We start from the raw sequence: 26,130 nt of genomic DNA on the forward strand, positions 1-26,130 counted from the left end.
GCTGGCTTTTCCTTTCACCCTTGATCAAAACGCGTATCGAAGACCGACGCTCCCTCCCCAGGGCTGCTTGATTTTCGTACCGTTCATGTATTCGAAATCCGCATGCAATTGCAGATCCTTGGCCACTGACAGAGACAAGCCTGCACCCAACTCAGCCCGAGTGCCCTGCAGGTCATTCCTGAAGCTGTTGCCATTGACCTTGACTTCATTGTCACGGGCAAACTCGTGAGCCAGTGCCACCTTGACGTAAGGGCTCACCCATTGATTACGATGTTCGACCGTGGTCCCCACTTTACCGAGCAGTGAACGGGTCGTGGCACTGTGCGCCTGCAATCCGCTATCCAGGTTGAGAGACTTGCCCTGCACGGCGACCGCTGAAACCTGAACAAAGGGCTCGACGAACAGGCGCTCTGTCAGTTGAACCTCGCGACCGGCCTCCAGCGAAGCCCCCACACCATAATTGCGATACGTACCTTTGGCTTTGGTTGAGTTGCTCATCACGACGTCAGCGCGGTTCTGGAACTGATTGAGCTTGAGCAAACCGTCGACGTAGTAACCATCACTGCCCATCCAGGTACCGTCCCCCCCCACATAGAAGCTCTGGACAGTACCCGCAGAACCGCGAGCCTGCGACAGGCCGGACTTGCTGTGCCCCGCCAGCAGGCCGACCATCAGCACCCCGTCGCTACTGTCCAGCGGAGTGTCCGCGCCCAGGGAAAACCCGGCCTGGTTTTGCTTGTATCTCAGCCCATCGCTGCCCGCGACCTGATGCTTGTTACCGTAGCCGAGCATCCAGCCACCCCCCTGCCCACTGCTTCGCACCTCATTCATACGACTGCGCAAGGCGCTCATCTCGCCATACCAGACAGTTGGGGCACTGCTGAACAATGCCTGGACGCTTCGGGTTGCAGGGCTCACCTCACGACCGCCGCTGACCAGAAACCAGTCGTCGCCCAGGCGCTCTACACCGTAGGAGTAAGCACCAAGGTCAACACGCTCGCCGACCACATTGAACACGGCGTCACCGCCTTCGGTGTGGACGACTTGCACAGGATCAAAGCCGGCGGGTGGCTCGATGCCGCTGTTATGAATATTCAACCGATGGCGGCCGCTGGCTTGACCGTTCACCGCAAGAAAGTCAGCTCGGCGGTTGTTTATATCCAGCTTCAGCCCAAAGTCACCATTGCCCGACAACTCGCCGACGGTTAACCGGTGAAAGCCTTCGAACCCTGCGAAATTAACCGCCCCGCCGCCAAGCACCAGCGACTCGACGTTGCTGTTACCCGTGATGTTCCAGCCGACGCCCGCATCAAGTTGCAGGCTCCGGACATCGGCCATTTGACCGGTAAAGCGCGTCCCGTTCTGCAAGCGAACATTGACCAGAGAGCCTTCAGGAATGGTCATGTTGCCGTGTAAAAAACTGCCATCCACTACGAGATCCAGCCCACTGCCAAGCTTCACGCCGAGCAACTCACCCGTGCCATTGTTGGCCGACAAGGTGGAGCCATTACTCACCGTCACCAGGGCCTCTGATGCGCCTTCAACATTTATTACCGGGCCATTGGTGCTGCTTATGTACGCACCACCGATATCGACCGTGTTGCCCAGACCGCTGATGTTAATCCCCACCCCGTCTTGCGACTGGATCGAACCGCCATTGACTGCCAGGCTACCGCCACTGAGTTGCGCCCCAACAGCCCCGGAGCCACTGACCTTGACCTGGGAGTTAGTGAGTTCAACCCGGCCGCCGCTTTCAACCCGGACACCCGCCGAACCGCCACCAAAGGTTTGGACATAACTGTCACTCAGCTTCACCAGACTATTGGCACCGCTGGCGGAGACACCATGGGACTCGTCTCCATACGTGGTGATCGAAGAGCCACGGCTTAGATCAATGGAGGAGCCAGTGCCCGCGAAAACCCCCAGGGATTGATCTCCGTAAGTGTTGATTGAACTTCGACTCAAGTTTACAGAGGCTTCGCTTAGTGCTCTGACCCCAAAGGCACCATTACCCTCTGTGCTAATGGCAAGGTCGGCACCCTTAAACTCGCTTCTCAGCCAGTTCATAATTCCGTGACTCCCATCCCCCTTGGTCGTAATGGAGGCCGAGCCAAGGTTGAATTGGGAGTACCTGAGGAGCTGGATCCCAAAGGCACCATCGCCCATGGTGACTACATGGGCTTTTTCTACATCAGCCTTGGCGTAGTCATATGCATACATTCCGAGAGCATGTTCACCCCACGTGGTAATTGCCAAATCACCCGTGGAGTTGAATTTGCTGTCTTGGCCGCCAACAAACACACCGAACGAGTACACGCCGGAGGTCACTAAGCTCATGTTGTGGGCGTCAACTTTGCCGCCGGTCTCGGCCGCAAGGCCGAACATGGCATATCCTGTCGTTTCGATGCCCCTATCACTGACACTGACTTGCGCGCCATTTTCAGCAACGACACGATCATCGTCGGCTGCCTGTATCTGCGCACTTGAGAACAACAGTGGCTGGCTGACCGCCAGCACCAGAAGGGATTGACGGGTTAAAGGGGATTGAGGCATCTGATTACACTCTCTTGTTGTTGAGCCTTGGTTCGCAAAGGGCTCACAGCATGAAAATAATCAGCAATCCGACATATAAGTCTTATCTTTAAAGCCTGTAGGAATTAACGCCATGTTTTTAACCACCGTTGACACCTGACAGTCCGGGCGCCTGCAGGGATTTGGCGTCAATTGGCGCTCAACCACTGCGCAATCTTGTCCGCCGCATCATCCAGATGCTGCTCATGGGTAAACCCCGAGGCCTTTAACGGCTTGAGGTCGTGATCTCCTGACACCAGCCACAACACTTCAATACCAGGCGCCAGCGTGTAGGCCTCCACCGCCTCTCGATTGCCCAAGGCATCACGCTCACCTTGCACGAACAAGGTGGGCGTCTTGAGCTCAGCCAGGTGTGCCACACGGGGTTTTTCCGGTTTGCCGCTCGCGTAGAACGGATAACCCAGGCACACCAGCCCATCTGCGTGCAATTCATCCGCCAGCATACTGGCCATACGCCCGCCCATTGACTTGCCGCCAATGACCAATGGCCCAGCGACATGCCGTCGCACCTCGCTAAACACTTCACGCCAGCATTCGAGCAATTTGGCCTGCTGATTTGGAGGCCTTTTGCCACCATCGAGGCGTCGTTGTGCCATGTATGGGAACTCGAAGCGCAACACGCTCACCCCGCGTGCAGCAAGGCGTTCAGCCATTCCGTCCATCCAGATGCTGTCCATCGGCGCACCCGCACCGTGAGCCAGGATCAGTGTCGCGGATGAGGCTCCACAGGCGCCATTCCACAACCAGCCCCGCTGTTCCACGCACTGCAGCCATTGATCCCCGTCAATACCGACCTTGCCTGCTACACCCATGCTTGCCTCGCTTTTAGTCTGCCTATAACTCCAGGCGTGCCTTTGTATTCGCCTGAACCGTGGATGGGGAACCATGAACACTTCTACAAGTACCGCCTACAACTACAAGGTGGTCCGCCAATTTGCCATTATGACGGTGGTTTGGGGCATCGTCGGTATGGGGCTCGGCGTTTTTCTCGCCGCGCAGTTGGTCTGGCCAGAACTCAACTTCAATTTGCCTTGGACCAGTTTCGGGCGTCTGCGCCCTTTGCACACGAACGCCGTCATTTTTGCCTTCGGCGGCTGCGCCTTGTTCGCCGCCTCGTTCTACTCGGTGCAACGCACCTGCCAGGCCACGCTGTTCTCGCCCAAGATTGCGGCGTTTACCTTCTGGGGCTGGCAACTGGTGATTGTGCTCGCGGCCATCAGCCTGCCGCTGGGCTACACCAGTTCCAAGGAATACGCCGAGCTGGAATGGCCGATCGACATTTTGATCACCATCGTCTGGGTCGCATACGCCATCGTGTTCTTCGGCACGATCATGAAGCGCAAGACCAAGCACATTTACGTGGGCAACTGGTTCTTCGGCGCCTTCATCGTGACCGTGGCCATTTTGCACATCGTCAATAACCTGGAAATCCCGGTCAGCTTCACCAAGTCCTACTCGCTCTACGGTGGCACCACTGACGCCATGGTGCAGTGGTGGTACGGGCATAACGCTGTGGGCTTTTTCCTGACCGCGGGCTTTTTGGGGATGATGTACTACTTCGTGCCTAAACAGGCCGAACGTCCGATCTACTCCTATCGCCTGTCCATCGTGCACTTCTGGGCGCTGATCACCCTGTACATCTGGGCCGGCCCTCACCACTTGCACTACACCGCGCTGCCGGACTGGGCCCAGTCGCTGGGCATGGTGATGTCGCTGATTCTGCTGGCACCGAGCTGGGGCGGCATGATCAACGGCATGATGACCCTCTCGGGCGCCTGGCATAAGTTGCGCAGCGACCCGATCCTGCGCTTCCTCGTGGTGTCACTGGCGTTCTACGGCATGTCGACCTTTGAAGGCCCGATGATGGCGATCAAGACCGTCAACGCCCTCTCCCACTACACCGACTGGACCATCGGCCACGTACACGCCGGTGCGTTGGGCTGGGTAGCGATGATCTCGATCGGCGCGCTGTATCACATGATCCCGAAAATCTTCGGTCGCCCGCAGATGTACAGCATGGGCCTGATCAACGCGCACTTCTGGCTGGCCACTATCGGCACCGTGCTCTACATCGCTTCGATGTGGGTCAACGGCATTGCTCAAGGCCTGATGTGGCGCGCAGTCAACGAAGACGGAACGCTGACCTACTCCTTCGTCGAAACCCTGGTGGCCAGCCATCCGGGCTATGTCGTACGACTGGTCGGTGGTGCGATCTTCTTCAGCGGCATGTTGCTGATGGCTTACAACACTTGGCGCACCGTGCGTAACGCCGAGCCCGCTGAAGTCGTAGCCGCCGCGCAGATGGCCTGAGGAGTTGGCAATGAAACACGAAGTCATTGAAAAAAATATCGGCCTGATGCTGTTGCTGATGATCCTGTGCGTGAGTGTGGGTGGCCTGACGCAAATCGTCCCTTTGTTCTTCGAGGACGTGACCAACACCCCGGTGGAGGGCATGAAGCCTTACACCGCGCTGCAACTGGAAGGTCGCGACATTTATATCCGCGAAGGCTGCGTGCAGTGTCACTCGCAGATGATCCGCCCGTTCCGCGCCGAGACCGAGCGTTACGGTCACTACTCGGTCGCCGGTGAAAGCGTGTGGGATCACCCGTTCCTGTGGGGCTCCAAGCGCACCGGGCCGGACCTGGCCCGTGTCGGCGGCCGTTACTCCGATGACTGGCACCGCGCGCATTTGTACAACCCGCGCAACGTCGTGCCCGAGTCGAAGATGCCAGCGTACCCGTGGCTGGTGGAGGCCCCGGTAGACAGCAGCCATACCGAGAAAAAACTTGAAGTGATGCGCACCCTGGGCGTGCCGTACACCGACGAAGACATCGCCAACGCCAAGCAGTCGGTGCAAGGCAAAACCGAGATGGACGCGTTGGTGGCCTATCTGCAAGTGCTCGGCACTGCCATCAAGAGCAAGAGGTAAGTCATGGTCTTCGAGATGAGTAGTGGAATGATTCGCGGCCTGGGCACCGTGGTGGTGGCCGTGGCGTTTATCGGTCTGGCCTTGTGGGTGTTCAGCCCGCGACGCAAATCGGAGTTTGAAGACGCGACCTTACTGCCATTCAAGGACGATCCAGAGGCGATTCAACACGTCGAGCAAGAACAAGCGTCTAGGAGTAACAAAGCATGACCACCTTCTGGAGTCTTTATATATGCGTGCTGACCATTGGCACGTTGATCGGCCTGACCTGGCTGCTGGTCAGTACGCGCAAGGGTGAAACCAAAAGCGATACCGTCGAGACCATGGGCCACAGCTTCGATGGCATCGAGGAGTACGACAACCCGCTGCCGCAATGGTGGTTCATGTTGTTCGTCGGCACGCTGGTGTTTGCGGTGGGGTATTTGATCCTTTACCCGGGCCTGGGCAACTGGAAAGGCCTGCTGCCCGGTTATGAAAATGGCTGGACCGGCGCCAATGAATGGCAGAAGGAAATGGACAAGGCGGATGCCAGGTTCGGGCCGATCTTCGCCAAATACGCTGCCATGCCGGTGGAGCAAGTCGCGCAGGATCCGGCCGCACTGAAAATGGGGGGGCGCCTGTTTGCCTCCAACTGCTCGGTGTGCCACGGCTCGGATGCCAAAGGCGCTTTCGGCTTCCCGAATCTGGCCGACAACACCTGGCGCTGGGGCGGCGATGCCGACACCATCAAGGCCACCATCATGGGCGGACGTATTGCCGCGATGCCGGCCTGGGGTGAAGTATTGGGCGAAGCCGGGGTCAAGAACGTCGCAGCCTATGTGCGTCACGACCTGGCGGGCCTGCCATTGCCGCAAGACACTTCGGTGGATCTGGCGGCGGGCAAGCAAGCCTATGACACCACTTGCGTGGCTTGCCACGGGGCAAACGGCAAGGGCATGCAGCTGATGGGCGCGCCGGACCTGACCCAACCTGCGGGCTTTATCTACGGCACCAGCCTGGCGCAATTGCAGCAAACCATTCGCCACGGTCGCCAGGGTCACATGCCTGCGCAAAACGAGTTGCTGGGCAACGACAAGGTGCAGTTACTGGCGGCATACGTGTTCAGCTTGTCACATGGTAATCAAGAGGAAAAAACAGCCGAATAATTACCAGACATTTCCTGCCGCATCATTTTGGTGCGGCAGTTCCCGCCTCAAAGCGCGACCAAGTGTCGCACCTCTTTCTAGTCCGTTATTGCTCTCCCGCCATTCAGGACTAAGCTCTTGTCTTGCGTGATCGGGATTTTCCCGGCTCTACGTCAAGTGAAATTAATCGGTAAGTTGAAGGGCACTGTTACGGGCCACACTAGTGGGTTTACAACGGCTGTCGTCCATTGCGAAGTTCGCCATGCTCTCGCCATGCCTTACCCCCACTTGAACCTGCCCGCTTCTCCCCCTTCGGTTTTGCCCTCCGCGCGGCATTTTAGAGAGGTCCGTTTGACCTTACTCCCCGCATGGAAAGGCCGCAGAATAAGCCTTGGAAAGCATTGACCGGGGTCATGCTTCGTTGCAATACCCCTACGCTTTATACATACTTGCGACCGATTTTTATCCTAATAAAACACCTAAACCGTGGAACCTTAGAATGAGCACAGCAATCAGTCCGACTGCTTATAACTATAAGGTAGTCCGCCAGTTCGCCATCATGACGGTGGTCTGGGGGATCCTTGGCATGGGGCTCGGGGTTTTCATCGCGTCACAGCTTGTGTGGCCTGAATTGAACCTTGGCCTTGAATGGACGACCTTCGGCCGTCTTCGCCCCCTGCATACCAACCTTGTGATCTTTGCCTTTGGTGGCTGTGCATTGTTTGGCACCTCTTACTACGTCGTGCAGCGCACCTGCCAAACGCGACTGATCTCCGACACGCTCGCCTCGTTTACCTTCTGGGGTTGGCAGGCAGTGATCATCGGCGCGATCATCACGTTGCCGATGGGTTACACCACGAGCAAAGAATACGCAGAGCTGGAATTGCCTTTGGCAATCCTGCTGGCGATCGTCTGGGTGGTCTACGCCATTGTGTTCTTCGGAACCATTACCAAGCGTAAAACCAAGCATATCTATGTCGGCAACTGGTTCTACGGTGCCTTCATTCTCGTGACGGCAATGCTGCACATCGTCAACCACGCCTCCCTGCCAGTGAGCTTCTTCAAGTCTTACTCGGCATACGCCGGTGCGACAGACGCCATGATCCAGTGGTGGTATGGCCACAACGCGGTAGGTTTCTTCCTGACGACTGGCTTCCTGGGCATGATGTACTACTTCGTGCCGAAACAGGCCGAGCGCCCGATCTACTCGTATCGCCTGTCCATCGTGCACTTCTGGGCGCTGATCACCCTCTATATCTGGGCAGGTCCGCACCACTTGCACTACACCGCTCTGCCGGACTGGGCCCAGTCGCTGGGCATGGCAATGTCGATCATCCTGCTGGCTCCAAGCTGGGGCGGCATGATCAACGGCATGATGACCCTCTCTGGCGCATGGCATAAGTTGCGCACGGACCCGATCCTGCGCTTCCTCGTTGTGTCCCTGGCCTTCTACGGCATGTCGACCTTCGAAGGCCCGATGATGGCAATCAAGACCGTCAACGCGCTGTCGCACTACACCGACTGGACCATCGGCCACGTACATGCCGGTGCACTGGGCTGGGTTGCGATGATTTCGATCGGCGCCATGTACCACATGATCCCGAAAGTCTATGGCCAAAAGCAGATGTACAGCACCGGCCTGATCAACGTGCACTTCTGGCTGGCAACAATCGGTACCGTGCTTTACATCGCTTCGATGTGGGTCAACGGCATCACACAGGGCCTGATGTGGCGTGCAATCAACGACGACGGGACGCTGACCTACTCGTTCGTGGAAGCACTGCAAGCCAGTCACCCCGGCTTTATCGTTCGCGCCCTGGGCGGTGCCATTTTCGCCAGCGGCATGCTGTTCATGGCCTACAACGTGTTCCGCACCGTGCGTGCCTCGAACCCGGCAGAAGCTGAAGCGGCGAGCAAGATTGCTGTAGTTGGAGCTCACTGATGATCAAGCACGATACAATCGAGAAGAATATTGGCCTGATGGCTTTCTTCATGGTCATCGCCGTGAGCATTGGCGGCCTGACCCAAATCGTTCCGCTGTTCTTCCAGGACGTGACCAACACTCCGGTCGAGGGCATGAAGCCACGCACCGCGCTGGAACTGGAAGGCCGTGATATCTATATCGCCAACGGCTGTGTCGGCTGCCACTCGCAGATGATCCGTCCGTTCCGTGCCGAAACCGAACGTTACGGTCACTACTCCGTTGCCGGTGAAAGCGTCTGGGACCACCCGTTCCTGTGGGGCTCCAAGCGTACCGGTCCGGACCTGGCCCGCGTTGGCGGCCGCTACTCCGATGACTGGCAGCGTGCGCATTTGTACAACCCGCGCAACGTTGTGCCCGAGTCGATCATGCCGGCGTACCCGTTCCTCGTAGAGCGCAAGCTGGACGGCAAGGACACCGCGAAAAAAATGGAAGTCTTGCGCGAGCTCGGCGTTCCTTACACCGACGAAGACATCGCCGGTGCCAAGGATGCTGTGAAGGGCAAAACTGAAATGGACGCACTGGTGGCTTACCTCCAGGGCTTGGGCACCATCATCAAAAGCAAACGGTGATCTGAATGGATATCGGGATGATTCGTGGCCTGGGCACTGTCGTTGTGATGGTGGCTTTTATCGGTTTGGCCTTGTGGGTATTCAGCCCGCGACGCAAGTCAGAATTTGACGACGCTACCTTGTTGCCGTTCAAGGATGATCCCGAAGCCATCAAGCACGTCGAGCAAGAGCAAGCTTCTAGGAGTAACAAAGAATGACTACGTTCTGGAGTCTGTACGTTACAGTCCTCACTCTGGGTACCATCTTCGCCTTGACCTGGCTGTTGCTGGCCACCCGCAAGGGCCAGCGCAGCGAGCAGACCGACGAGAAAGTCGGGCACGCTTACGACGGGATCGAAGAGTACGACAACCCAATGCCTAAATGGTGGTTCATGCTGTTTGTCGGCACCGTCATTTTCGCCCTCGGCTACCTCGTTCTGTACCCGGGCCTGGGTAACTGGAAAGGCCTGCTGCCGGGCTACCAGTACCTGGACACCAAAGAGCAAACCCAGTTTGCCAATGGCCAGACCGGCTGGACCGGCGTTCACGAGTGGGAAAAGGAAATGGCCAAATCGGACGCCAAGTTTGGCCCGATCTTCGCCAAGTTCGCTGCCATGCCCATTGAAGAAGTCGCCAAGGATCCGCAAGCACTGAAAATGGGCGGCCGTCTGTTCGCGTCCAACTGCTCGGTGTGCCACGGCTCCGACGCCAAGGGTGCCTACGGCTTCCCGAACCTGACCGACGCCGACTGGCGCTGGGGCGGTACGCCTGCCGACATCAAGACCACCATCATGGCCGGCCGTCACGCCGTCATGCCGGGCTGGTCCGAAGTGATTGGCGAGCAAGGCGTCAGCGACGTAGCTGCCTACGTACTGACCAGTCTGGATGGCCGTAAATTGCCGGAAGGTGCGAAAGCCGACCCTGCCAAGGGCAAGGAGCTTTTCGCTACCAACTGTGCGGTGTGCCACGGTCCGGAAGGTAAAGGTAACCCGCTGATGGGTGCACCGAACCTGACTCACCCCGGGGCGTTCATCTACGGTTCGAGCTTCGCTCAACTGCAGCAGACCATCCGTTACGGCCGTCAGGGCCAGATGCCTGCACAGGCTGACCTGCAAGGGAACGACAAGGTTCACTTGCTGGCTGCCTACGTTTACAGCCTGTCCCATGGCGATGAAGCCAAGACAGACGAATAACGCAGACGTCTGAATGCAGCAAAAAATGGCCCCGCCAACGAGAGTTGGCGGGGCCATTTTGTTTCAGGATCCGGCAAGCTGTTGCAGCGCCCGCCCAAAAGGTAGTAACGTTTCTACATTGTATTTTCAAGGGAGGAGCAGCCCATGTCCATCACGACCATTTCAAGCCGCGACTTCAACCAGGACACAAGTGGTGCCAAAAAAGCAGCCCAGAATGGGCCGGTTTACATCACCGATCGTGGTCGTCCCGCCCATGTACTGCTATGCATGGAAGAGTACCAACGACTGACCGGATTGAACGCCAGCATTGTCGACCTGCTCGTCATGCCGGAGCCAGCGGTTGAATTCGAACCCGAACGCGCAATTATCACGCCGCGCCCAGTGGACTTCTAATGTTCCTGCTCGATACCAACGTCATCTCTGAACTGCGCAAACCCCAGGCCAATCCCGGCGTGGTGGCCTGGGCCAGCACTGTCCCGGCCTACCGGCTGTACATCTCGGCGATTAGCCTGCTTGAAATCGAAACCGGCATCCTGCGCCTGGAGCGGCGCGACCCTGCGCAAGCCGTACCGTTGCGCAACTGGCTGGACAACCATGTCATCCCTGCCTTTGCCGGACGCGTTCTGTCAGTGGATGGCAGCGTTGCCCGACGATGCGCCCGCCTCCACGTGCCTGACCGCAGCAATGAGAGTGATGCCCTGATCGCTGCCACGGCATTGGTTCACGACATGACCGTCGTCACCCGCAACACGAAGGATTTCGCCTTCAGCGGTGCCTCCCTGCTCAACCCTTGGGAACTCTGATTCAAGGCTGCGCGCAACTCACCCGCTGCCTTAAGTCAATTGATCCATGTCATGACTTGTTACAACTCCTATACCAACTTCTTCTTTTCCGGAACGCGACCAAAGGTCGCACCCTTGAGCTAGAGTCACAGGCGTATCATTACGTTACTGCAACACCTTCTGACCGCGGTCGGCATGTACTGACCGAGGCATTTTCCACTGCCGTGGGACGCACTAATGAGCAATCAGATTCCTGTACACGACGTCACTCCGCCTGGCAAAAAAACCACTGAAAGCACCGATCTGTACGCAGCCCGGGAAAAAATCTACACCCGTGCCTTCACCGGCCTTTTCCGCAACCTGCGCATTGGTGGCGGCGCCCTCCTGTTTCTGCTGTATTTCGGCACGGTGTGGCTCAACTGGGGCGGCCACCAGGCTGTCTGGTGGAACCTTCCCGAGCGTAAATTCTTTATTTTTGGTGCCACTTTCTGGCCACAGGATTTCATCCTCCTGTCCGGACTGTTGATCGTCGCCGCCTTTGGTTTGTTTTTTATTACCGTTTACGCCGGGCGTGTGTGGTGCGGCTACACCTGCCCGCAAAGCGTCTGGACCTGGGTGTTCATGTGGTGCGAAAAGGTCACCGAAGGCGACCGCAACCAACGCATCAAGCTCGACAAGGCGCCGATGAGCGCCAACAAGTTCCTGCGCAAGCTGAGCAAGCACAGCCTGTGGCTGTTGATCGGCTTTGTCACCGGCATGACCTTTGTCGGTTACTTCTCGCCGATTCGTGAATTGGTCATCGACTTCTTTACCGGCCAGGCCGATGGCTGGGCGTACTTCTGGGTCGGCTTCTTCACCCTCGCGACCTACGGAAACGCGGGCTGGCTGCGTGAGCAGGTGTGCATTTACATGTGCCCGTACGCTCGCTTCCAGAGCGTGATGTTTGATAAAGACACCCTGATCGTTTCATACGACCCCCGTCGCGGCGAACTCCGCGGGCCACGCAAAAAAGATGCGGACTACAAGGCTCAAGGCCTGGGCGATTGCATTGACTGCACCATGTGCGTGCAGGTATGCCCCACCGGGATTGATATACGGGACGGCCTGCAGATCGAGTGCATCGGCTGCGCCGCGTGTATCGACGCCTGCGACAGCATCATGGACAAAATGAACTACCCCCGCGGCCTGATCAGCTACACCACCGAACACAACCTTTCAGGCCAGAAAACCCAGAAGCTGCGCCCGCGTCTGATTGGTTACGCCCTGGTATTGCTGACCATGATGGGGTTGCTGGCAGCCGCCTTCTTTACCCGCACACTGGTCGGTTTCGACGTCAGCAAAGACCGCGTGCTCTACCGCGAAAACGCTGAAGGCCGCATCGAAAACGTCTACAGCCTCAAGATCATGAACAAGGATCAGCAAGACCATACCTACGTGCTGGACGCCACCGGCCTGCCCGACCTCAAGCTGCAAGGCAAACGCGAAATCAAGGTCGCGGCCGGCGATATCGTCAGCCTGCCGGTCGAGCTGTCGATTGCCCCCGAGAAGCTGCCATCCAGTACCAACGAGGTGTTCTTCATCCTCAAGGACGCCGACAACAACGACATCAACGTTAAAGCCAAGAGCCGATTCATCGGCCCACAAATCAGATAAGAGAATTCGACATGCCCGCAGCAAAAGCCTCCAGCCCCTGGTACAAGCATATTTGGCCGTGGATCATCATTGCCATCCTCGCCTGTTCGGTGACCCTGACCCTGTCGATGGTCACTATTGCCGTGAACAACCCGGACCACCTGGTTAACGACAATTACTACGAGGCCGGCAAAGGCATCAACCGCTCCCTTGACCGTGAATTGCTGGGCCAGACCCTGCAACTCAAAGCCAGGCTGCGTCTGGACGAGATGACCGGCGAAGTGGTGCTGCTGCTGGAAGGCAACAGCAAGCCCCAGGTCCTGGAACTGAACCTGATCTCCCCGACCCAACCCGAAAAAGACCGCAAAATCAGCCTGAGCCAGAGCGCTTCGGAGCCAGGGCGCTACATCGGCCAACTGGATGACAAGATCGAAGGTCGCCGCTTCGTCGAGTTGATGGGCGTTGAAGACGGCCATACGTGGCGCCTGTTTGAAGAAGAACTGGTCGGCCACGACAAGGACCTGCTGCTGGGCGACGAGCCGCTGCAAGGCGCTGAAGACCACAACAAGAAGTAACCTCTTTGCGATCAAGCCCGCCGCCACCGCTATGGCAGCGGACTTGATCGCGATGACGTATTTCCCGGCGACACCATATCGCGATAGACCGCCATGACCTCTCCCGTACCCTGCTATCACTGCGCCCTGCCCGTTCCGCCGGGCAGCCGGTTTACCGCCGTTGTCCTGGGCGAAGTTCGCGAGTTCTGCTGCCCGGGCTGCCAGGCGGTGGCCGAGGCCATCGTGGCGGGCGGCCTCGAGAGCTACTACCAGCACCGCAGCGAGGCGTCAGCCAACCCTGACGCCCTGCCCGTGCAACTGGTAGAAGAACTGGCACTGTATGACCGCCCCGACGTGCAAAAACCATTTGTGCGACACGAGGGTGCGCAGGCCCAAACCACCCTGCTGATCGAAGGCATCAGCTGCGCGGCCTGTGGCTGGCTGATTGAGAAACACCTGCGCAGCCTGCCTGCCGTGAGCGAAGCCCGGCTCAATCTGTCCAACCATCGACTGCATGTAAGCTGGGACACGAACCAACTGGCGCTGAGCGCCATCCTGAGCGAACTGCGTCATATCGGTTATGCCGCACACCCTTACCAGGCCGATCGTGCCACTGAACAACTGGCCAGCGAAAACCGCCTGGCCCTGCGCCAACTGGGTGTCGCCGGGCTGCTGTGGTTTCAGGCAATGATGGCAACGATGGCCACCTGGCCCGAATTCAATATCGACCTCAGCCCCGAGATGCACACCATCCTGCGCTGGGTTGCGCTGTTTCTGACCACCCCCATTGTGTTCTACAGCTGTGCACCCTTCTTCAAAGGTGCCATGCGCGACCTGCGCACCCGCCATCTGACCATGGATGTGTCGGTGTCCCTGGCCATCGGCGGGGCCTACATCGCCGGAATCTGGACCGCCATCACCGGCGTCGGCGAGCTGTATTTCGACGCGGTCGGCATGTTTGCCCTGTTCTTGCTGGCCGGGCGCTACCTCGAGCGCCGTGCCCGCGAGCGCACTGCTGCCGCCACTGCACAACTGGTCAACCTGCTACCCGCCTCCTGCCTGCGCCTGACTGACGACGGCCAAAGCGAGCGCATCCTGCTGACCGAGCTTAAAGTCGGCGACAAGGTACTGGTCCACCCCGGCGCGATCCTTCCGGCAGACGGCAAAATTCTTGATGGCCAATCAAGCATCGATGAATCCCTGCTGACCGGCGAGTATCTGCCGCAACCCCGCTGCATCGGCGACGCCGTGACGGCGGGCACCCTGAATGTCGAAGGCGCCCTGACCATTGAAGTCATGGCCCTCGGCCAGGACACCCGCCTGTCCGCCATCGTCCGGTTGCTGGATCGCGCTCAAAGCGAAAAACCGCGTCTGGCCGAAATTGCCGACAGGGCCGCGCAATGGTTCTTGCTGTTCTCGTTGATCGCAGCGGCCGGGATCGGCTTGCTGTGGTGGCAACTGGATCCATCGCGGGCCTTCTGGATTGTCCTGGCGATGTTGGTGGCTACCTGTCCTTGCGCTCTGTCCCTCGCAACCCCCACTGCACTCACTGCCGCAACCGGCACGCTGCACAAACTGGGTCTACTGCTGACCCGCGGCCATGTGATCGAGGGACTTAACCAGATCGACACCGTGATTTTCGACAAGACCGGCACACTGACGGAAGGTCGCCTGGCGCTACGGGCCATTCGCCCCTTGAGCGACCTGGACAGCGATCAGTGCCTGGCCCTCGCGGCAGCCCTCGAAAACCGCTCCGAACACCCCATTGCCCGCGCTTTTGGCCGTGCCCCGCAAGCCGCAGAGGAAGTCCACAGCACGCCGGGCCTGGGCCTTGAAGGACGGGTTGGGGAACAGCATTTGCGCATCGGCCAGCCGGGTTTTGTCTGCGAGCTGAGCCAGTGCCAGGTCCCGACCATGCCGGATGAACCCGGGCAATGGTTATTGCTGGGTAATGGCGAGGGCGCTCTGGCCTGGTTTGTTCTGGATGACCGCCTGCGCGAGGATGCCCCCGCGTTGCTGGCCGCGTGCAAGGCACGAGGCTGGCGGACGCTGCTGCTCTCGGGAGACAGCTCGCCGATGGTCGCCAGCGTGGCCGCCGAACTGGGGATCGATGAAGCCCGGGGCGGGTTGCGCCCGGACGACAAGCTGCAAATATTGCAACAGCTCCATGCACAGGGGCGCAAGGTGCTGATGCTGGGTGACGGGGTCAACGATGTCCCGGTACTCGCCGCTGCCGATATCAGCGTGGCAATGGGGTCGGCCACGGACCTGGCCAAGACCAGTGCCGATGCAGTACTGCTCTCCAATCGCCTGGGCGCCCTGGTGCAAGCCTTCAGCCTGGCACGACGCACTCGCCGCGTGATCATCGAGAACCTGTTGTGGGCTGGCCTGTACAATGGCCTTATGCTGCCATTTGCCGCACTGGGCTGGATCACGCCGATCTGGGCCGCCATCGGCATGTCGGTCAGCTCGTTGACCGTGGTGCTCAATGCCTTGCGCCTGACGCGCACGCCTGGCGTGGCACCTGCCTGTGCCACGCCACACACCCGCCCGCTTCCGGCCTGACCGGTTGCCTGGAGCCTATATGCCAGCGCTATACGTCATGATTCCTGCGGCCTTGCTGATTGTCGCCATCGCCATCTACATCTTTTTCTGGGCCGTGGACAGCGGCCAGTACGACGATCTGGACAGCCCGGCCCACAGCATCCTGTTCGACGACCAGGACCCGCAACACACCGCAGCGGTCGAAGAAGCCAGGAACCAGCATCCGGAGTCGATCACCGACACCGACAAAAAAACGCCACCCCATGCTTGAGTTGGCGCCACTGCTGGTCTCGGCCGTCATTTTGGGCCTGCTCGGCGGCGGGCATTGCCTGGGCATGTGTGGCGGCCTGATGGGTGCGCTGACTCTTGCCATCCCCAAAGAGCAGCGCAGCCGACGCTTCAGGTTGTTGCTGGCCTACAACCTTGGGCGAATTCTCAGCTATGCCACGGCGGGACTGCTGCTGGGGATGGCAGGCTGGGCAGTGGCCAACAGCCCCGCAGCCATGTTCATGCGCATCCTGGCCGGGCTACTGCTGATTTGCATGGGCCTGTACCTGGCTGGCTGGTGGAGCGGCCTGACCCGGATTGAGAGCCTGGGGCGCGGCCTGTGGCGGCATATCCAGCCCGTGGCCACCCGCTTGTTACCCGTGTCGAGCCTGCCGCGGGCATTGCTGCTGGGTGCGCTCTGGGGCTGGCTGCCCTGCGGATTGGTGTACAGCACGTTGATCTGGTCAGCCAGCCAGGGCAGCGCGATCGACAGTGCATTGCTGATGCTTGCGTTTGGCCTGGGCACCTGGCCCGTACTGCTGGCTACCGGCCTGGCTGCCGAGCGGGTGACTGCATTGCTGCGTAAACGCAGCGTGCGCATGACCGGAGGGCTGCTGGTCGTCCTGTTCGGCATCTGGACCCTGCCCGGCCCGCATCAGCATTGGTTGATGGGGCATTAAATCAAGCACCTTGTAGTCGCTGCCGCAGGCTGCGATGGACTGCGTAGCAGGCCTGGTTTTTGAAGGCCCTGCGGTCCTTATCGCAGCCTGCGGCAGCGACTACAGGGACTAAGCCAAATCACAGCCCTTGATGCAAATCAAGATGCAACATCGACTCACCCCCTAGACTCCTGTGCATTGCCAGCCATCCCAGGGGAATGCCCGCATGCTCGACGCCATTCGTTGGGACCCAGATTTGATCCGCCGCTACGATCTGGCGGGTCCGCGCTACACCTCGTATCCGACAGCGATGCAGTTCAACAATCAGGTCAGCCCGTTCGACCTGCTGCACGCCCTGCGCGAAAGCCGCAAGGCACTGCGCCCGCTGTCGCTGTATGTACACGTGCCGTTCTGCGCCAACATTTGCTATTACTGCGCCTGCAACAAGGTCATCACCAAAGACCGTGGCCGGGCACAGCCCTACCTGCAAAGGCTTGAGCAAGAAATCCAGATGATTGCCTGTCACCTCGACCCAAAACAAAAGGTCGAGCAACTGCACTTTGGTGGCGGCACGCCTACTTTCCTCAGTCACGACGAATTGCGCCATTTGATGGCCACGCTGCGTCAGCACTTCAATCTGCTGGACGATGACTCAGGTGATTACGGCATTGAAATCGACCCGCGGGAAGCCGACTGGTCGACCATGGGCCTGTTGCGTGAACTGGGCTTCAACCGGGTCAGTATCGGCCTGCAGGACCTCGATCCAGACGTACAGCGTGCCGTCAATCGCCTGCAAAGCCTGGAAGAAACACGGGCGGTGATCGATGCCGCACGCACCCTGCAGTTTCGCTCGATCAATATCGACCTGATCTACGGTTTGCCCAAGCAAACCCCCGAGGCCTTTGCGCGAACCGTTGACGAAGTGATCAGCTTGCAGCCGGATCGCCTGTCAGTGTTCAACTATGCCCACTTGCCTGAACGTTTCATGCCTCAGCGCCGGATCAATACTAACGACCTGCCCTCGCCTGCCGCGAAGCTGCAGATGCTGGAGCGCACCATCGAGCAACTGACGGGCGCCGGATATCGCTACATCGGCATGGATCACTTCGCGCTGCCGGACGATGAACTGGCAATTGCCCAGGAAGAGTCAACTCTGCAGCGCAACTTTCAGGGCTACACCACCCACGGTCATTGCGACCTGATCGGGCTTGGCGTCTCGGCCATCAGCCAGATTGGTGATCTTTATTGCCAGAACGACAGCGACCTGGCGAGCTATCAGCACACCCTGGCCAGCGACCAGCTCGCCACCCACCGTGGCCTGCTGTGCAATCAGGACGATCGCATCCGCCGGGCAGTCATCCAGCAGATCATCTGCAATTTGCACCTGCCATTCGCAGACATCGAGCAGGCGTTCAATATCGACTTCCGTGGATATTTCGCACCTCAATGGCCGACGCTCAAAACCATGGCGGCTGACGGGCTGATTGCTCTGGACGAGCGGCAATTGACCGTATTGCCTGCCGGACGGTTACTGGTGCGCTCAGTGTGCATGGTGTTCGATGCCTACCTGGAACAGCAAACCCGCCAGCGATATTCGCGGGTGATTTAAGGTCGCGAACACGACCTCTACAGCATGAGATGAATGCACCGGTGTGGTGCGGCTGGCCTAGCCTCCCGCACTGGGGTACCCTTGCATCTTATGTGTGTTTTCCTACAAGGATTTAAGAAATGCCCGAGCCAGTAAAAGTGCGCGCTCATAACCAGGCCCACTGCAAGGACTGCAGCCTGGCACCTCTCTGCCTGCCACTTTCGTTGGACCTGGAAGACATGGACGCGCTGGAAGAAATCGTCAAGCGCGGACGTCCACTGAAAAAAGGCGAGTTTTTGTTTCGCCAAGGCGACACGTTTGGCTCGGTCTACGCCGTCCGTTCTGGCGCATTAAAAACATTCAGCCTGAGCGACAACGGTGAGGAGCAAATTACCGGCTTCCACCTGCCAAGCGAACTGGTCGGCCTTTCCGGGATGGACACGGAAACCTACCCGGTATCGGCTCAAGCGCTGGAAACCACTCCCGTGTGCGAAATCCCGTTCGAGCGCCTGGACGAGCTTTCCGTGCAACTGCCCCAGCTTCGCCGCCAGTTGATGCGTGTGATGAGCCGCGAAATTCGCGACGACCAGCAAATGATGCTGTTGCTGTCGAAAAAGACGGCCGACGAACGTATCGCCACCTTTCTGGTCAACCTGTCAGCGCGCTTTCGCGCCCGTGGTTTCTCGGCCAATCAATACCGCCTGAGCATGTCGCGCAACGAAATCGGCAACTACCTGGGCCTGGCTGTAGAGACCGTGTCCCGCGTGTTCACACGCCTGCAGGAAAACCAGCTGATCACGGCCGAAGGCAAAGAAGTGCATATCCTTGATCCGATCAAGTTGTGCGCCCTGGCGGGTGGTTCACTGGAAGTCTAAAACGGCTTGAAAGGTTATACTGGCGCGCTTAACGCACGCCAGGACACCTGATATGGTCTTCGACGATTTTTGCCTCAAATCCCTGATACGCCCGGTAATTGATTTCCCCAAGCCGGGCGTCATCTTTCGCGACATCACCCCGCTCTACCAATCGCCCCGCGCCATGCGCGAAATCGCCGACCGCTTTATCGAGCGCTACGTCGAGGCTGACTTCAGCCACATCGGCGCCATGGATGCCCGCGGCTTTCTGATTGGCTCGGTACTGGCTCACCAGCTCAACAAACCGCTGATCCTGTTTCGCAAACAAGGCAAATTGCCCGCTGACGTATTGGCCGAAGGCTATCAGACGGAATATGGCGAAGCGTTTCTGGAAGTTCACGCCGACAGCTTGTGCGAAGGCGACTCGTTGCTGATCGTCGATGACTTGATCGCCACTGGCGGCACCTTGATCGCCGCTGCCAACCTGGTTCGCCGCATGGGCGCCCAGGTATTCGAAGCGGCAGCGATCATTGACCTGCCTGAGCTGGGTGGCTCGCAGCGCCTGCAGGATCTGGGTATACCGACATTCTGCCTGACCGAATTTTCGTTGACCGAGTAATACCGACACATCACCCGTGGAAGCGGGCTGGCTCGCGATGCTGACACCGCGGCATTCAGTTGAACCGCGCCGAAGCCATCCCGAGCAAGCCCGCTCCCACAGGCGTCACCCCCCGGCAATTGCAGTCAGAGCGTAATCGGTCGACGCCCCGAGAACGAATGAGCCAGGGTGCCGCCATCGACCAGCTCAAGCTCGCCTCCCAACGGCACACCATGAGCGATACGCGAAGCGATCAGGCCTTTATTGCTGAGCAGTTGAGCAATGTAATGTGCAGTAGCTTCGCCTTCGACCGTGGGATTGGTCGCCAGGATCACTTCTGCAAAGGTGCCCTGCTCAGCAATGCGGGTCATTAATTGCGGAATGCCAATGGCCTCTGGCCCCAGGCCATCCAGCGGTGACAAGTGGCCCTTGAGCACGAAGTAACGTCCGCGATAGCCGGTCTGCTCCACGGCATACACGTCCATCGGGCCCTCGACCACACACAGCAAGGTGTCATCACGGCGCACGTCGGCACACTGGGGGCACAGATCGTCTTCGGTGAGGGTTCTGCACAGACGGCAATGCCCGACGCCTTCCATCGCCTGGGTCAAGGCCAGCGCCAGACGCGAGCCGCCGCTGCGATCACGCTCAAGCAATTGCAGAGCCATGCGCTGCGCGGTCTTTTGACCTACACCCGGCAAGGTACGCAAGGCATCGATCAGTTGGCGAATCAGGGGGCTGAAGCTCATAGGGAAAGGTCCGACAAAACAACGAGACGCGGTTTATACCCGCGGTGCGGGATGACGTCAAATGCCCGTAAAAAAGGCAAAAAAATGCCAGGCTCAGGGCCTGGCATTCAGGAGCGCCTTAGAACGGCAGCTTCATGCCCGGCGGCAGTTGCATGCCGGCGGTCACGCCAGACATTTTGTCCTGGCTGTTGGCTTCGATCTTGCGCACGGCGTCGTTGACCGCAGCGGCGAACAGATCCTCCAGCACTTCACGGTCGTCTTCGCTGACGCCTTCAAGCAGGGCCGGATCAATGCTGACACGCTTGATGTCGTGACGACCGGTCATGACCACAGTCACCATATCGCCGCCGGCCTTGCCGGTGACTTCTGCATTGGCCAGTTCTTCCTGCATCTTGGCCATTTTTTCCTGCATCTGCTGCGCCTGCTTCATCAGGCCGGCCATGCCACCTTTCATCATGGGAATCACCTCAAACGTTATTTGGACAATGCTCCCGCAATCAAAACGACTGCGGGCTGTGAGTTTTTACCCTGGCGTTACTAAGCCTGGGCCTGCGCAACATCGACAGGTTGAATCGTATCTTCCCGCACTGCCGCACCGAACTGTTCGATCATTTGCTGGATCAGCGGATCCGCATAGATCGACTCCTCTGCCAGTCGCTGACGCTCTGCACGAAAACGCGAAGCAGCCTGGGCCGGGGTTTCCTGTTCCGGCTTGACCAGTTCGATAGTCACTTTGAGCGTGCGTTGAGTGTACTGGTTCAACGCCTCGTTGAGTCGGCGCTGCTGGGTCAGGTTAAACAGCGCACTGTGAGCCGGATCCAGATGCAACAACCAGTCATCCCCGTCTACGGCGATCAAGGTGCAGTTGGCACCAATGCTGGCGGTCATGCCCGATACCGGTAATTTGGGGAACATGTTCAGCCATTCAAGGGCCAGCCCGGTGGCAGGCATGGCCGCAGGCAACGGCTCGGGCTCCGGAGATGGCTCGGCCGCATGCTCGCTGGCCAGTTCGTCAAGGTAGCTGTAGGCCGCCGAATCCATGTCCGGCTCGATATAGTCTTCGTCCAGCGGCGGCTCATCGTCGCGATCCATACCCGACAGTGCCGCATCAACCTGCTCCGGGGTCGGCTCGGGGATGGACTCCTCGCTCCACTGCGGCGCATCCGGCACAACGCTGTCTGGCGTAGGCAGGGGCATCGGCGGCAACTCGGGCGGCTCACCGACGGTGTCCAGCACCGACTCAGGCGCAGCCTCGACCTCGATCACCGGTACTGACGGCTCGTTCCAGGGCAAGTCCTTTTCTGGCACGGCAGGCGCCTTGGGAGGCTCCACAGGCGCAGGAGCGATCACGGGCTCTGCAATCTCGACAATCGGCGTGGGCGCAACAGCAGGCGCAATGACTACTGGCGCAACAGGTGTTGCAGCCGCCAGGGTTTGGGCGGAATCAACTGTGGCCTGGCTGATCCCCACTGGCTTTAGCGGCTGACTCGGCGCATTGCCGGTATCTGCCGGGCGGAAGGCCAGCATTCGCAGCATGACCATTTCAAAGCCACCACGCGGGTCTGGCGCCAGCGGCAAATCACGCCGGCCAATCAGGCCCATCTGGTAATAAAACTGGACGTCTTCGGCCGGCAGCGCCTTGGCCAGGGCCAGCACGCGATCGCGGTCGCCGTGACCATTGTCAACGCCATCGGGCAACGCCTGGGCAATGGCAATCCGGTGAAATACGTTAAGAATTTCGGACAGCACGCCATTCCAGTCCGGACCCTGCTCGGCCAGATGACGCACAGCCTCAAGCAGCGCCCGGGCATCGCCTTCGATCAAGGCGTGCAGCAAGTCAAAAACCTGGCCGTGGTCAAGGGTACCGAGCATGGCGCGCACATCGCCAGCCAGGACCTTGCCTTCGCCAAATGCAATGGCCTGATCGGTCAGGCTCATGGCATCGCGCATCGAACCATCGGCTGCACGACCCAATAGCCACAGCGCGTCGTCTTCAAATGGCACGTTTTCAGCACTGAGCACGTGGGTCAAATGCTCGACCACACGCTCGGGCGTCATGTTTTTCAGGGAAAACTGCAGGCAGCGCGACAGGATCGTGGCCGGCAATTTTTGCGGATCAGTGGTCGCCAGAATGAATTTTACGTAGGGCGGCGGTTCTTCGAGGGTCTTGAGCAGCGCATTGAACGAATGGCTGGAAAGCATGTGCACTTCGTCGATCAGGTAGACCTTGAAGCGCCCACGGCTTGGTGCGTACTGCACGTTGTCGAGCAGTTCACGGGTGTCCTCCACCTTGGTACGGCTGGCGGCGTCGATTTCGATCAGGTCGACAAAACGCCCTTCATCGATTTCGCGACACACCGAGCACTCGCCGCAGGGAGTCGACGTAATACCTGTTTCACAGTTCAGGCATTTGGCGATGATCCGCGCGATGGTGGTCTTGCCGACGCCACGGGTACCGGTAAACAGGTAGGCATGGTGCAGGCGCTGACTGTCCAGGGCATTGATCAGAGCCTTGAGCACATGGGTCTGGCCGACCATTTCGCGGAACGAGCGCGGACGCCATTTACGTGCAAGAACCTGATAACTCATTGATAACCGTCGCGTCTGAAAAGCGGAAGGGGCTAATGCTAGCGGAGCAAGGGCAAAATTGCATCCGATGAGCACTTTTAACTGCTCGCAGTCTCTGCGCAACAGGTTTTACCCACGCACGGCAACGCGCCGACAAATCAGCAGAAGGCCTGAAGACAGGATCACACGATTGGAATTTTGACTAAAACCCTGCAGGACTGAGGATTTTTAAAATGGAGGCAACCCCACCAGCCACACCCCGGCACACAATGTTCCCGCTGTGGCTGCTTCCTTCCGGATCTGACCAGGTTCACGGGTAATCGTTGCGGGGGGACCGATAGGGTCACCATAACAACATCCGCCTAGCAGCGAACGGCGCCATTGTACCTGTCTGAGAAAAACTTACAACCGCTGCTGCAATAATAAAAAAATGAATGGGTTCAAGTACTTGGATTCGGGTTGAAACACTGCCTCGCAACCCGGCACAGGTCATTTGTGGGAGCGGGCTTGCCCGCGATGGCTTGTGCGCGGTTCAACTGAGACACCGCGTCGCCTGCATCGCGAGCAAGCCCGCTCCCACAGCCATTACTGAATCGAAATACCCTGCTCTTTCAAAAACGCCACAAAGGCTTCTTCATCCAGCACCTTGAGCCCCAGCTCATTGGCCTTGACCAGCTTGGAGCCCGCTCCCGGACCCGCAACCACGCAATGGGTCTTGCCGGAAACCGAACCCGAGACCTTGGCCCCAAGGCTTTCCAGCTTGTCCTTGGCGATGTCCCGGCTCATCAACTCCAGCGAACCGGTCAGCACCCAGGTCTGACCCGCCAGCGGCAAGCCTTCCACGTCCTTTTTCTCACTTTGCCAGTGCATGCCGAAATCTCGCAGCTGCGCTTCGACTTCGAGGGCCAGACGGGCATTTTCAGGGTGATCGAAAAACTCACGCACGGCCTTGGCTTGCTTTTCAGGTAATGCCTGACGCATATCGAGCCAGTCCGCATTGATCACGCCTTCGAGCGAGCCAAATTTCTCGGCCAGCTTTTGCGCCCCGCCCGGCCCAACCGAAGGAATGTGCAGCTTGTCGATCAGACCACCCAGCGTCGTACTGGCCGCGAACTCGGCACCCAGGTCGCCCTGATCCTGCAATTCCAGTCCACGCTCCAGCAATTGAGCGATCACCTGCTGGTTATGCGCATCGCTGAAGAAGCTGTGAATTTCGTGCGCCACTTCCAGCCCGACATCAGGCAAATAGGTGAGCACTTGCGGCAGGGCACGCTGTACCCGCTCCAGAGAGGCCAGGGAGCGCGCCAGCACCTTGGCAGTCTCTTCACCCACATCAGGAATACCCAGCGCGTAGATAAAGCGAGCCAATGTCGGACGCTTGCTGTCGGCGATGGCCTGCAGCAGGTTCTTGCTCGACAACTCGGCAAAGCCTTCAAGATCGACTATCTGCTCGAAAGCCAGGGTGTAAAGGTCAGCAGGCGAACTCACCAGCCCCTCGTCCACCAACTGCTCGACGCTCTTTTCGCCCAGGCCTTCTATGTCCATTGCGCGGCGCGAGACAAAATGAATGATCGCCTGCTTGAGCTGAGCACCGCAGGCCAGACGTCCCACACAACGATAAACCGCGCCTTCGGTGATGGTTTCACGGCCTTTGCTGCGCTTGATCAGTTGCGTGCGCTCGACATGGGAGCCACACACCGGGCAGCTTTCAGGAATATGCACCGCACGGGCATCTTCAGGACGACGCTCCAGCACAACTTGCACCACCTGGGGAATCACATCCCCTGCACGACGAATAATCACCGTGTCGCCAATCATCAGCCCCAGTCGGGCCACTTCATCCATGTTGTGCAGGGTTGCATTGGATACGGTCACACCGGCCACCTTGACCGGCTTGAGGCGTGCCACGGGCGTTACCGCACCGGTGCGCCCTACCTGAAACTCCACATCCAGCAACTCGGTCAGCTCTTCCATTGCCGGGAACTTATGGGCGATGGCCCAACGCGGCTCGCGCGCCCTGAAGCCCAACTCACGTTGTGACGCCAGGTTGTTGACTTTGAACACCACCCCGTCGATCTCGTAAGGCAGCGCCGCTCGGCGCTCCCCAATATCACGGTAGTAATCCAGGCACTCGGCAATCCCGCGGGCCAGTTTCAACTCGTGACTGATGGGCATGCCCCATTGCTGCAACTGCTTGAGATTGCCGATATGGGTGTCAGAGAACTCCTCGGATACCTGCCCCAGGCCGTAGCAGCAAAATTCCAGCGGCCGGCTGGCGGTGATCTTGGAATCCAGCTGACGCAAGCTGCCCGCCGCCGCATTGCGCGGATTGGCGAAGGTCTTGCCGCCAGCGGCGAGCTGAGTCTCATTGAGACGCTCAAAACCGGCCTTGGACATAAACACTTCGCCGCGCACTTCCAGCACTGCGGGCCAGCCGCTGCCATGCAGCTTGAGAGGGATATTGCGCACGGTGCGCACATTGACGCTGATGTCTTCACCCGTGGTGCCATCACCTCGGGTAGCGCCGCGCACCAGATTGCCATCCTGGTACAGCAAGCTCACCGCCAGCCCGTCGAGCTTCGGCTCGCAGCTGTATTCAACTTCGGCGCCACCGCCAAACAGATCCCCGGCGGGCAAATCCAGACCTTCGCTGACACGACGATCAAACTCGCGCATGTCGGTTTCATCGAAAGCGTTACCCAAACTCAGCATGGGCACTTCGTGACGCACCTGAGTAAAGGCGGACAGCGCCGCACTCCCCACGCGCTGGGTCGGCGAGTCGGCGGTGACCAGCTCTGGATGTTCGGCCTCCAGGGCTTTCAACTCACGAAACAGGCGATCGTACTCGGCGTCCGGAATGCTCGGCTCGTCCAGTACGTGGTAACGGTAGTTATGCTGATCCAGTTCAGCGCGCAGCTCGAGAATGCGGGTATTGGCGGCGGTCATGGGGTGTTCTCTCACAAAGCAAA

Annotated in this window: 24 protein-coding genes and 1 other RNA gene; 18 read left to right on the top strand and 7 right to left on the bottom strand. The window is 59.0% G+C overall.

Annotation, left to right across the window (positions count from 1 at the left end; genetic code table 11):
- Window positions 1-24 precede the first annotated feature (24 nt).
- Window positions 25-2,553: an autotransporter outer membrane beta-barrel domain-containing protein gene (locus tag AC19YQ_RS13570; protein ID WP_500595311.1), complete on the bottom strand. Its 2,529-nt coding sequence runs from the start codon at window positions 2,551-2,553 to the stop codon at window positions 25-27.
- A 167-nt stretch (window positions 2,554-2,720) separates the two neighbouring features.
- The gene (locus AC19YQ_RS13575; RefSeq protein WP_500595312.1) at window positions 2,721-3,404 is read right to left on the bottom strand and encodes an alpha/beta family hydrolase; all 684 of its coding nucleotides are present in this window, start codon (window positions 3,402-3,404) and stop codon (window positions 2,721-2,723) included.
- A 73-nt stretch (window positions 3,405-3,477) separates the two neighbouring features.
- On the opposite strand from AC19YQ_RS13575, the gene ccoN (AC19YQ_RS13580) reads away from it, so the two are divergent.
- The 18 genes from ccoN (AC19YQ_RS13580) (at window position 3,478) to AC19YQ_RS13665 (ending at window position 19,865) form a co-directional block, all read left to right on the top strand.
- The gene (ccoN, locus tag AC19YQ_RS13580) at window positions 3,478-4,902 is read left to right on the top strand and encodes a cytochrome-c oxidase, cbb3-type subunit I (RefSeq protein ID WP_500595314.1); all 1,425 of its coding nucleotides are present in this window, start codon (window positions 3,478-3,480) and stop codon (window positions 4,900-4,902) included.
- 10 nt (window positions 4,903-4,912) lie between these two features.
- A complete protein-coding gene (ccoO, locus tag AC19YQ_RS13585; RefSeq protein ID WP_133077162.1) occupies window positions 4,913-5,521 on the top strand; it encodes a cytochrome-c oxidase, cbb3-type subunit II in 609 nt (202 codons plus the stop codon).
- 15 nt (window positions 5,522-5,536) lie between these two features.
- Window positions 5,537-5,728 (top strand): cbb3-type cytochrome oxidase subunit 3, encoded by a 192-nt coding sequence (locus tag AC19YQ_RS13590; protein WP_019826673.1) that lies wholly within the window; start codon window positions 5,537-5,539, stop codon window positions 5,726-5,728.
- Complete coding sequence (gene ccoP, locus AC19YQ_RS13595; protein ID WP_219261518.1) at window positions 5,725-6,663, top strand: cytochrome-c oxidase, cbb3-type subunit III; 939 nt, start codon at window positions 5,725-5,727, stop codon at window positions 6,661-6,663. Before AC19YQ_RS13590 ends, ccoP (AC19YQ_RS13595) begins: the two co-directional genes overlap by 4 nt.
- Window positions 6,664-7,141: 478 nt before the next feature.
- A complete protein-coding gene (gene ccoN, locus AC19YQ_RS13600; protein ID WP_339474067.1) occupies window positions 7,142-8,584 on the top strand; it encodes a cytochrome-c oxidase, cbb3-type subunit I in 1,443 nt (480 codons plus the stop codon).
- Window positions 8,585-8,586: 2 nt separating this feature from the next.
- Window positions 8,587-9,195, top strand: a complete 609-nt coding sequence (gene ccoO / locus AC19YQ_RS13605) for a cytochrome-c oxidase, cbb3-type subunit II (RefSeq protein WP_374105696.1) — start codon at window positions 8,587-8,589, stop codon at window positions 9,193-9,195.
- Window positions 9,196-9,200: 5 nt separating this feature from the next.
- Window positions 9,201-9,392 (top strand): CcoQ/FixQ family Cbb3-type cytochrome c oxidase assembly chaperone, encoded by a 192-nt coding sequence (locus AC19YQ_RS13610; RefSeq protein ID WP_003447209.1) that lies wholly within the window; start codon window positions 9,201-9,203, stop codon window positions 9,390-9,392.
- Window positions 9,389-10,366 carry a cytochrome-c oxidase, cbb3-type subunit III gene (ccoP, locus tag AC19YQ_RS13615; protein WP_133077158.1) on the top strand — a complete coding sequence of 326 codons (978 nt, stop codon included), beginning with the start codon at window positions 9,389-9,391 and terminating at the stop codon, window positions 10,364-10,366. The genes AC19YQ_RS13610 and ccoP (AC19YQ_RS13615) overlap by 4 nt, the downstream gene beginning before the upstream one ends.
- Window positions 10,367-10,510: 144 nt before the next feature.
- Window positions 10,511-10,759: a type II toxin-antitoxin system Phd/YefM family antitoxin gene (locus AC19YQ_RS13620; protein ID WP_219261519.1), complete on the top strand. Its 249-nt coding sequence runs from the start codon at window positions 10,511-10,513 to the stop codon at window positions 10,757-10,759.
- Window positions 10,759-11,169 carry a type II toxin-antitoxin system VapC family toxin gene (locus tag AC19YQ_RS13625; RefSeq protein WP_339474070.1) on the top strand — a complete coding sequence of 137 codons (411 nt, stop codon included), beginning with the start codon at window positions 10,759-10,761 and terminating at the stop codon, window positions 11,167-11,169. Before AC19YQ_RS13620 ends, AC19YQ_RS13625 begins: the two co-directional genes overlap by 1 nt.
- Before the next feature lie 216 nt (window positions 11,170-11,385).
- Window positions 11,386-12,801, top strand: coding sequence for a cytochrome c oxidase accessory protein CcoG (gene ccoG, locus AC19YQ_RS13630; RefSeq protein ID WP_133077155.1), 1,416 nt, complete (start codon window positions 11,386-11,388; stop codon window positions 12,799-12,801).
- An 11-nt stretch (window positions 12,802-12,812) separates the two neighbouring features.
- A complete protein-coding gene (locus AC19YQ_RS13635) occupies window positions 12,813-13,355 on the top strand; it encodes a FixH family protein (protein ID WP_133077154.1) in 543 nt (180 codons plus the stop codon).
- Window positions 13,356-13,448: 93 nt separating this feature from the next.
- Complete coding sequence (locus AC19YQ_RS13640; protein ID WP_500595315.1) at window positions 13,449-15,899, top strand: heavy metal translocating P-type ATPase; 2,451 nt, start codon at window positions 13,449-13,451, stop codon at window positions 15,897-15,899.
- 19 nt (window positions 15,900-15,918) lie between these two features.
- Window positions 15,919-16,149 (top strand): cbb3-type cytochrome oxidase assembly protein CcoS, encoded by a 231-nt coding sequence (gene ccoS, locus AC19YQ_RS13645; RefSeq protein ID WP_133077152.1) that lies wholly within the window; start codon window positions 15,919-15,921, stop codon window positions 16,147-16,149.
- Complete coding sequence (locus AC19YQ_RS13650) at window positions 16,142-16,825, top strand: sulfite exporter TauE/SafE family protein (protein WP_500595316.1); 684 nt, start codon at window positions 16,142-16,144, stop codon at window positions 16,823-16,825. The genes ccoS and AC19YQ_RS13650 overlap by 8 nt, the downstream gene beginning before the upstream one ends.
- Before the next feature lie 205 nt (window positions 16,826-17,030).
- Entirely contained in the window at window positions 17,031-18,413 is a 1,383-nt protein-coding gene (gene hemN, locus AC19YQ_RS13655; protein ID WP_133077150.1) for an oxygen-independent coproporphyrinogen III oxidase, read from the top strand.
- A 119-nt stretch (window positions 18,414-18,532) separates the two neighbouring features.
- The gene (gene fnr, locus AC19YQ_RS13660; RefSeq protein WP_133077149.1) at window positions 18,533-19,267 is read left to right on the top strand and encodes a fumarate/nitrate reduction transcriptional regulator Fnr; all 735 of its coding nucleotides are present in this window, start codon (window positions 18,533-18,535) and stop codon (window positions 19,265-19,267) included.
- Between the two features lie 52 nt (window positions 19,268-19,319).
- Complete coding sequence (locus AC19YQ_RS13665) at window positions 19,320-19,865, top strand: adenine phosphoribosyltransferase (protein ID WP_133077148.1); 546 nt, start codon at window positions 19,320-19,322, stop codon at window positions 19,863-19,865.
- 125 nt (window positions 19,866-19,990) lie between these two features.
- On the opposite strand, the gene recR is transcribed toward AC19YQ_RS13665, so the two are convergent.
- The 5 genes from recR to ligA all read right to left on the bottom strand — a co-directional run bounded on the left by recR (window position 19,991) and on the right by ligA (window position 26,107).
- A complete protein-coding gene (gene recR / locus AC19YQ_RS13670) occupies window positions 19,991-20,593 on the bottom strand; it encodes a recombination mediator RecR (RefSeq protein WP_133077147.1) in 603 nt (200 codons plus the stop codon).
- A 118-nt stretch (window positions 20,594-20,711) separates the two neighbouring features.
- Window positions 20,712-21,050 (bottom strand): YbaB/EbfC family nucleoid-associated protein, encoded by a 339-nt coding sequence (locus tag AC19YQ_RS13675; RefSeq protein WP_019826710.1) that lies wholly within the window; start codon window positions 21,048-21,050, stop codon window positions 20,712-20,714.
- An 80-nt stretch (window positions 21,051-21,130) separates the two neighbouring features.
- Window positions 21,131-23,182 carry a DNA polymerase III subunit gamma/tau gene (dnaX, locus tag AC19YQ_RS13680; RefSeq protein WP_500595317.1) on the bottom strand — a complete coding sequence of 684 codons (2,052 nt, stop codon included), beginning with the start codon at window positions 23,180-23,182 and terminating at the stop codon, window positions 21,131-21,133.
- A gap of 222 nt (window positions 23,183-23,404) precedes the next feature.
- Window positions 23,405-23,501: signal recognition particle sRNA small type (gene ffs / locus AC19YQ_RS13685), an RNA gene on the bottom strand.
- 245 nt (window positions 23,502-23,746) lie between these two features.
- A complete protein-coding gene (gene ligA, locus AC19YQ_RS13690; RefSeq protein ID WP_500595318.1) occupies window positions 23,747-26,107 on the bottom strand; it encodes an NAD-dependent DNA ligase LigA in 2,361 nt (786 codons plus the stop codon).
- Window positions 26,108-26,130 lie beyond the last annotated feature (23 nt).

The organism is Pseudomonas sp. MF06569 (assembly GCF_059862735.1).

Excerpts from the sequence above, each read along its gene's own strand:
- AC19YQ_RS13570 (WP_500595311.1), bottom strand. The coding sequence starts at position 2,553 with ATGCCTCAATCCCCTTTAACCCGTCAATCCCTTCTGGTGCTGGCGGTC.
- AC19YQ_RS13575 (WP_500595312.1), bottom strand. The coding sequence starts at position 3,404 with ATGGGTGTAGCAGGCAAGGTCGGTATTGACGGGGATCAATGGCTGCAG.
- ccoN (WP_500595314.1), top strand. The coding sequence starts at position 3,478 with ATGAACACTTCTACAAGTACCGCCTACAACTACAAGGTGGTCCGCCAA.
- ccoO (WP_133077162.1), top strand. The coding sequence starts at position 4,913 with ATGAAACACGAAGTCATTGAAAAAAATATCGGCCTGATGCTGTTGCTG.
- AC19YQ_RS13590 (WP_019826673.1), top strand. The coding sequence starts at position 5,537 with ATGAGTAGTGGAATGATTCGCGGCCTGGGCACCGTGGTGGTGGCCGTG.
- ccoP (WP_219261518.1), top strand. The coding sequence starts at position 5,725 with ATGACCACCTTCTGGAGTCTTTATATATGCGTGCTGACCATTGGCACG.
- ccoN (WP_339474067.1), top strand. The coding sequence starts at position 7,142 with ATGAGCACAGCAATCAGTCCGACTGCTTATAACTATAAGGTAGTCCGC.
- AC19YQ_RS13610 (WP_003447209.1), top strand. The coding sequence starts at position 9,201 with ATGGATATCGGGATGATTCGTGGCCTGGGCACTGTCGTTGTGATGGTG.
- ccoP (WP_133077158.1), top strand. The coding sequence starts at position 9,389 with ATGACTACGTTCTGGAGTCTGTACGTTACAGTCCTCACTCTGGGTACC.
- AC19YQ_RS13620 (WP_219261519.1), top strand. The coding sequence starts at position 10,511 with ATGTCCATCACGACCATTTCAAGCCGCGACTTCAACCAGGACACAAGT.
- AC19YQ_RS13625 (WP_339474070.1), top strand. The coding sequence starts at position 10,759 with ATGTTCCTGCTCGATACCAACGTCATCTCTGAACTGCGCAAACCCCAG.
- ccoG (WP_133077155.1), top strand. The coding sequence starts at position 11,386 with ATGAGCAATCAGATTCCTGTACACGACGTCACTCCGCCTGGCAAAAAA.
- AC19YQ_RS13635 (WP_133077154.1), top strand. The coding sequence starts at position 12,813 with ATGCCCGCAGCAAAAGCCTCCAGCCCCTGGTACAAGCATATTTGGCCG.
- AC19YQ_RS13640 (WP_500595315.1), top strand. The coding sequence starts at position 13,449 with ATGACCTCTCCCGTACCCTGCTATCACTGCGCCCTGCCCGTTCCGCCG.
- ccoS (WP_133077152.1), top strand. The coding sequence starts at position 15,919 with ATGCCAGCGCTATACGTCATGATTCCTGCGGCCTTGCTGATTGTCGCC.
- AC19YQ_RS13650 (WP_500595316.1), top strand. The coding sequence starts at position 16,142 with ATGCTTGAGTTGGCGCCACTGCTGGTCTCGGCCGTCATTTTGGGCCTG.
- hemN (WP_133077150.1), top strand. The coding sequence starts at position 17,031 with ATGCTCGACGCCATTCGTTGGGACCCAGATTTGATCCGCCGCTACGAT.
- fnr (WP_133077149.1), top strand. The coding sequence starts at position 18,533 with ATGCCCGAGCCAGTAAAAGTGCGCGCTCATAACCAGGCCCACTGCAAG.
- AC19YQ_RS13665 (WP_133077148.1), top strand. The coding sequence starts at position 19,320 with ATGGTCTTCGACGATTTTTGCCTCAAATCCCTGATACGCCCGGTAATT.
- recR (WP_133077147.1), bottom strand. The coding sequence starts at position 20,593 with ATGAGCTTCAGCCCCCTGATTCGCCAACTGATCGATGCCTTGCGTACC.
- AC19YQ_RS13675 (WP_019826710.1), bottom strand. The coding sequence starts at position 21,050 with ATGATGAAAGGTGGCATGGCCGGCCTGATGAAGCAGGCGCAGCAGATG.
- dnaX (WP_500595317.1), bottom strand. The coding sequence starts at position 23,182 with ATGAGTTATCAGGTTCTTGCACGTAAATGGCGTCCGCGCTCGTTCCGC.
- ligA (WP_500595318.1), bottom strand. The coding sequence starts at position 26,107 with ATGACCGCCGCCAATACCCGCATTCTCGAGCTGCGCGCTGAACTGGAT.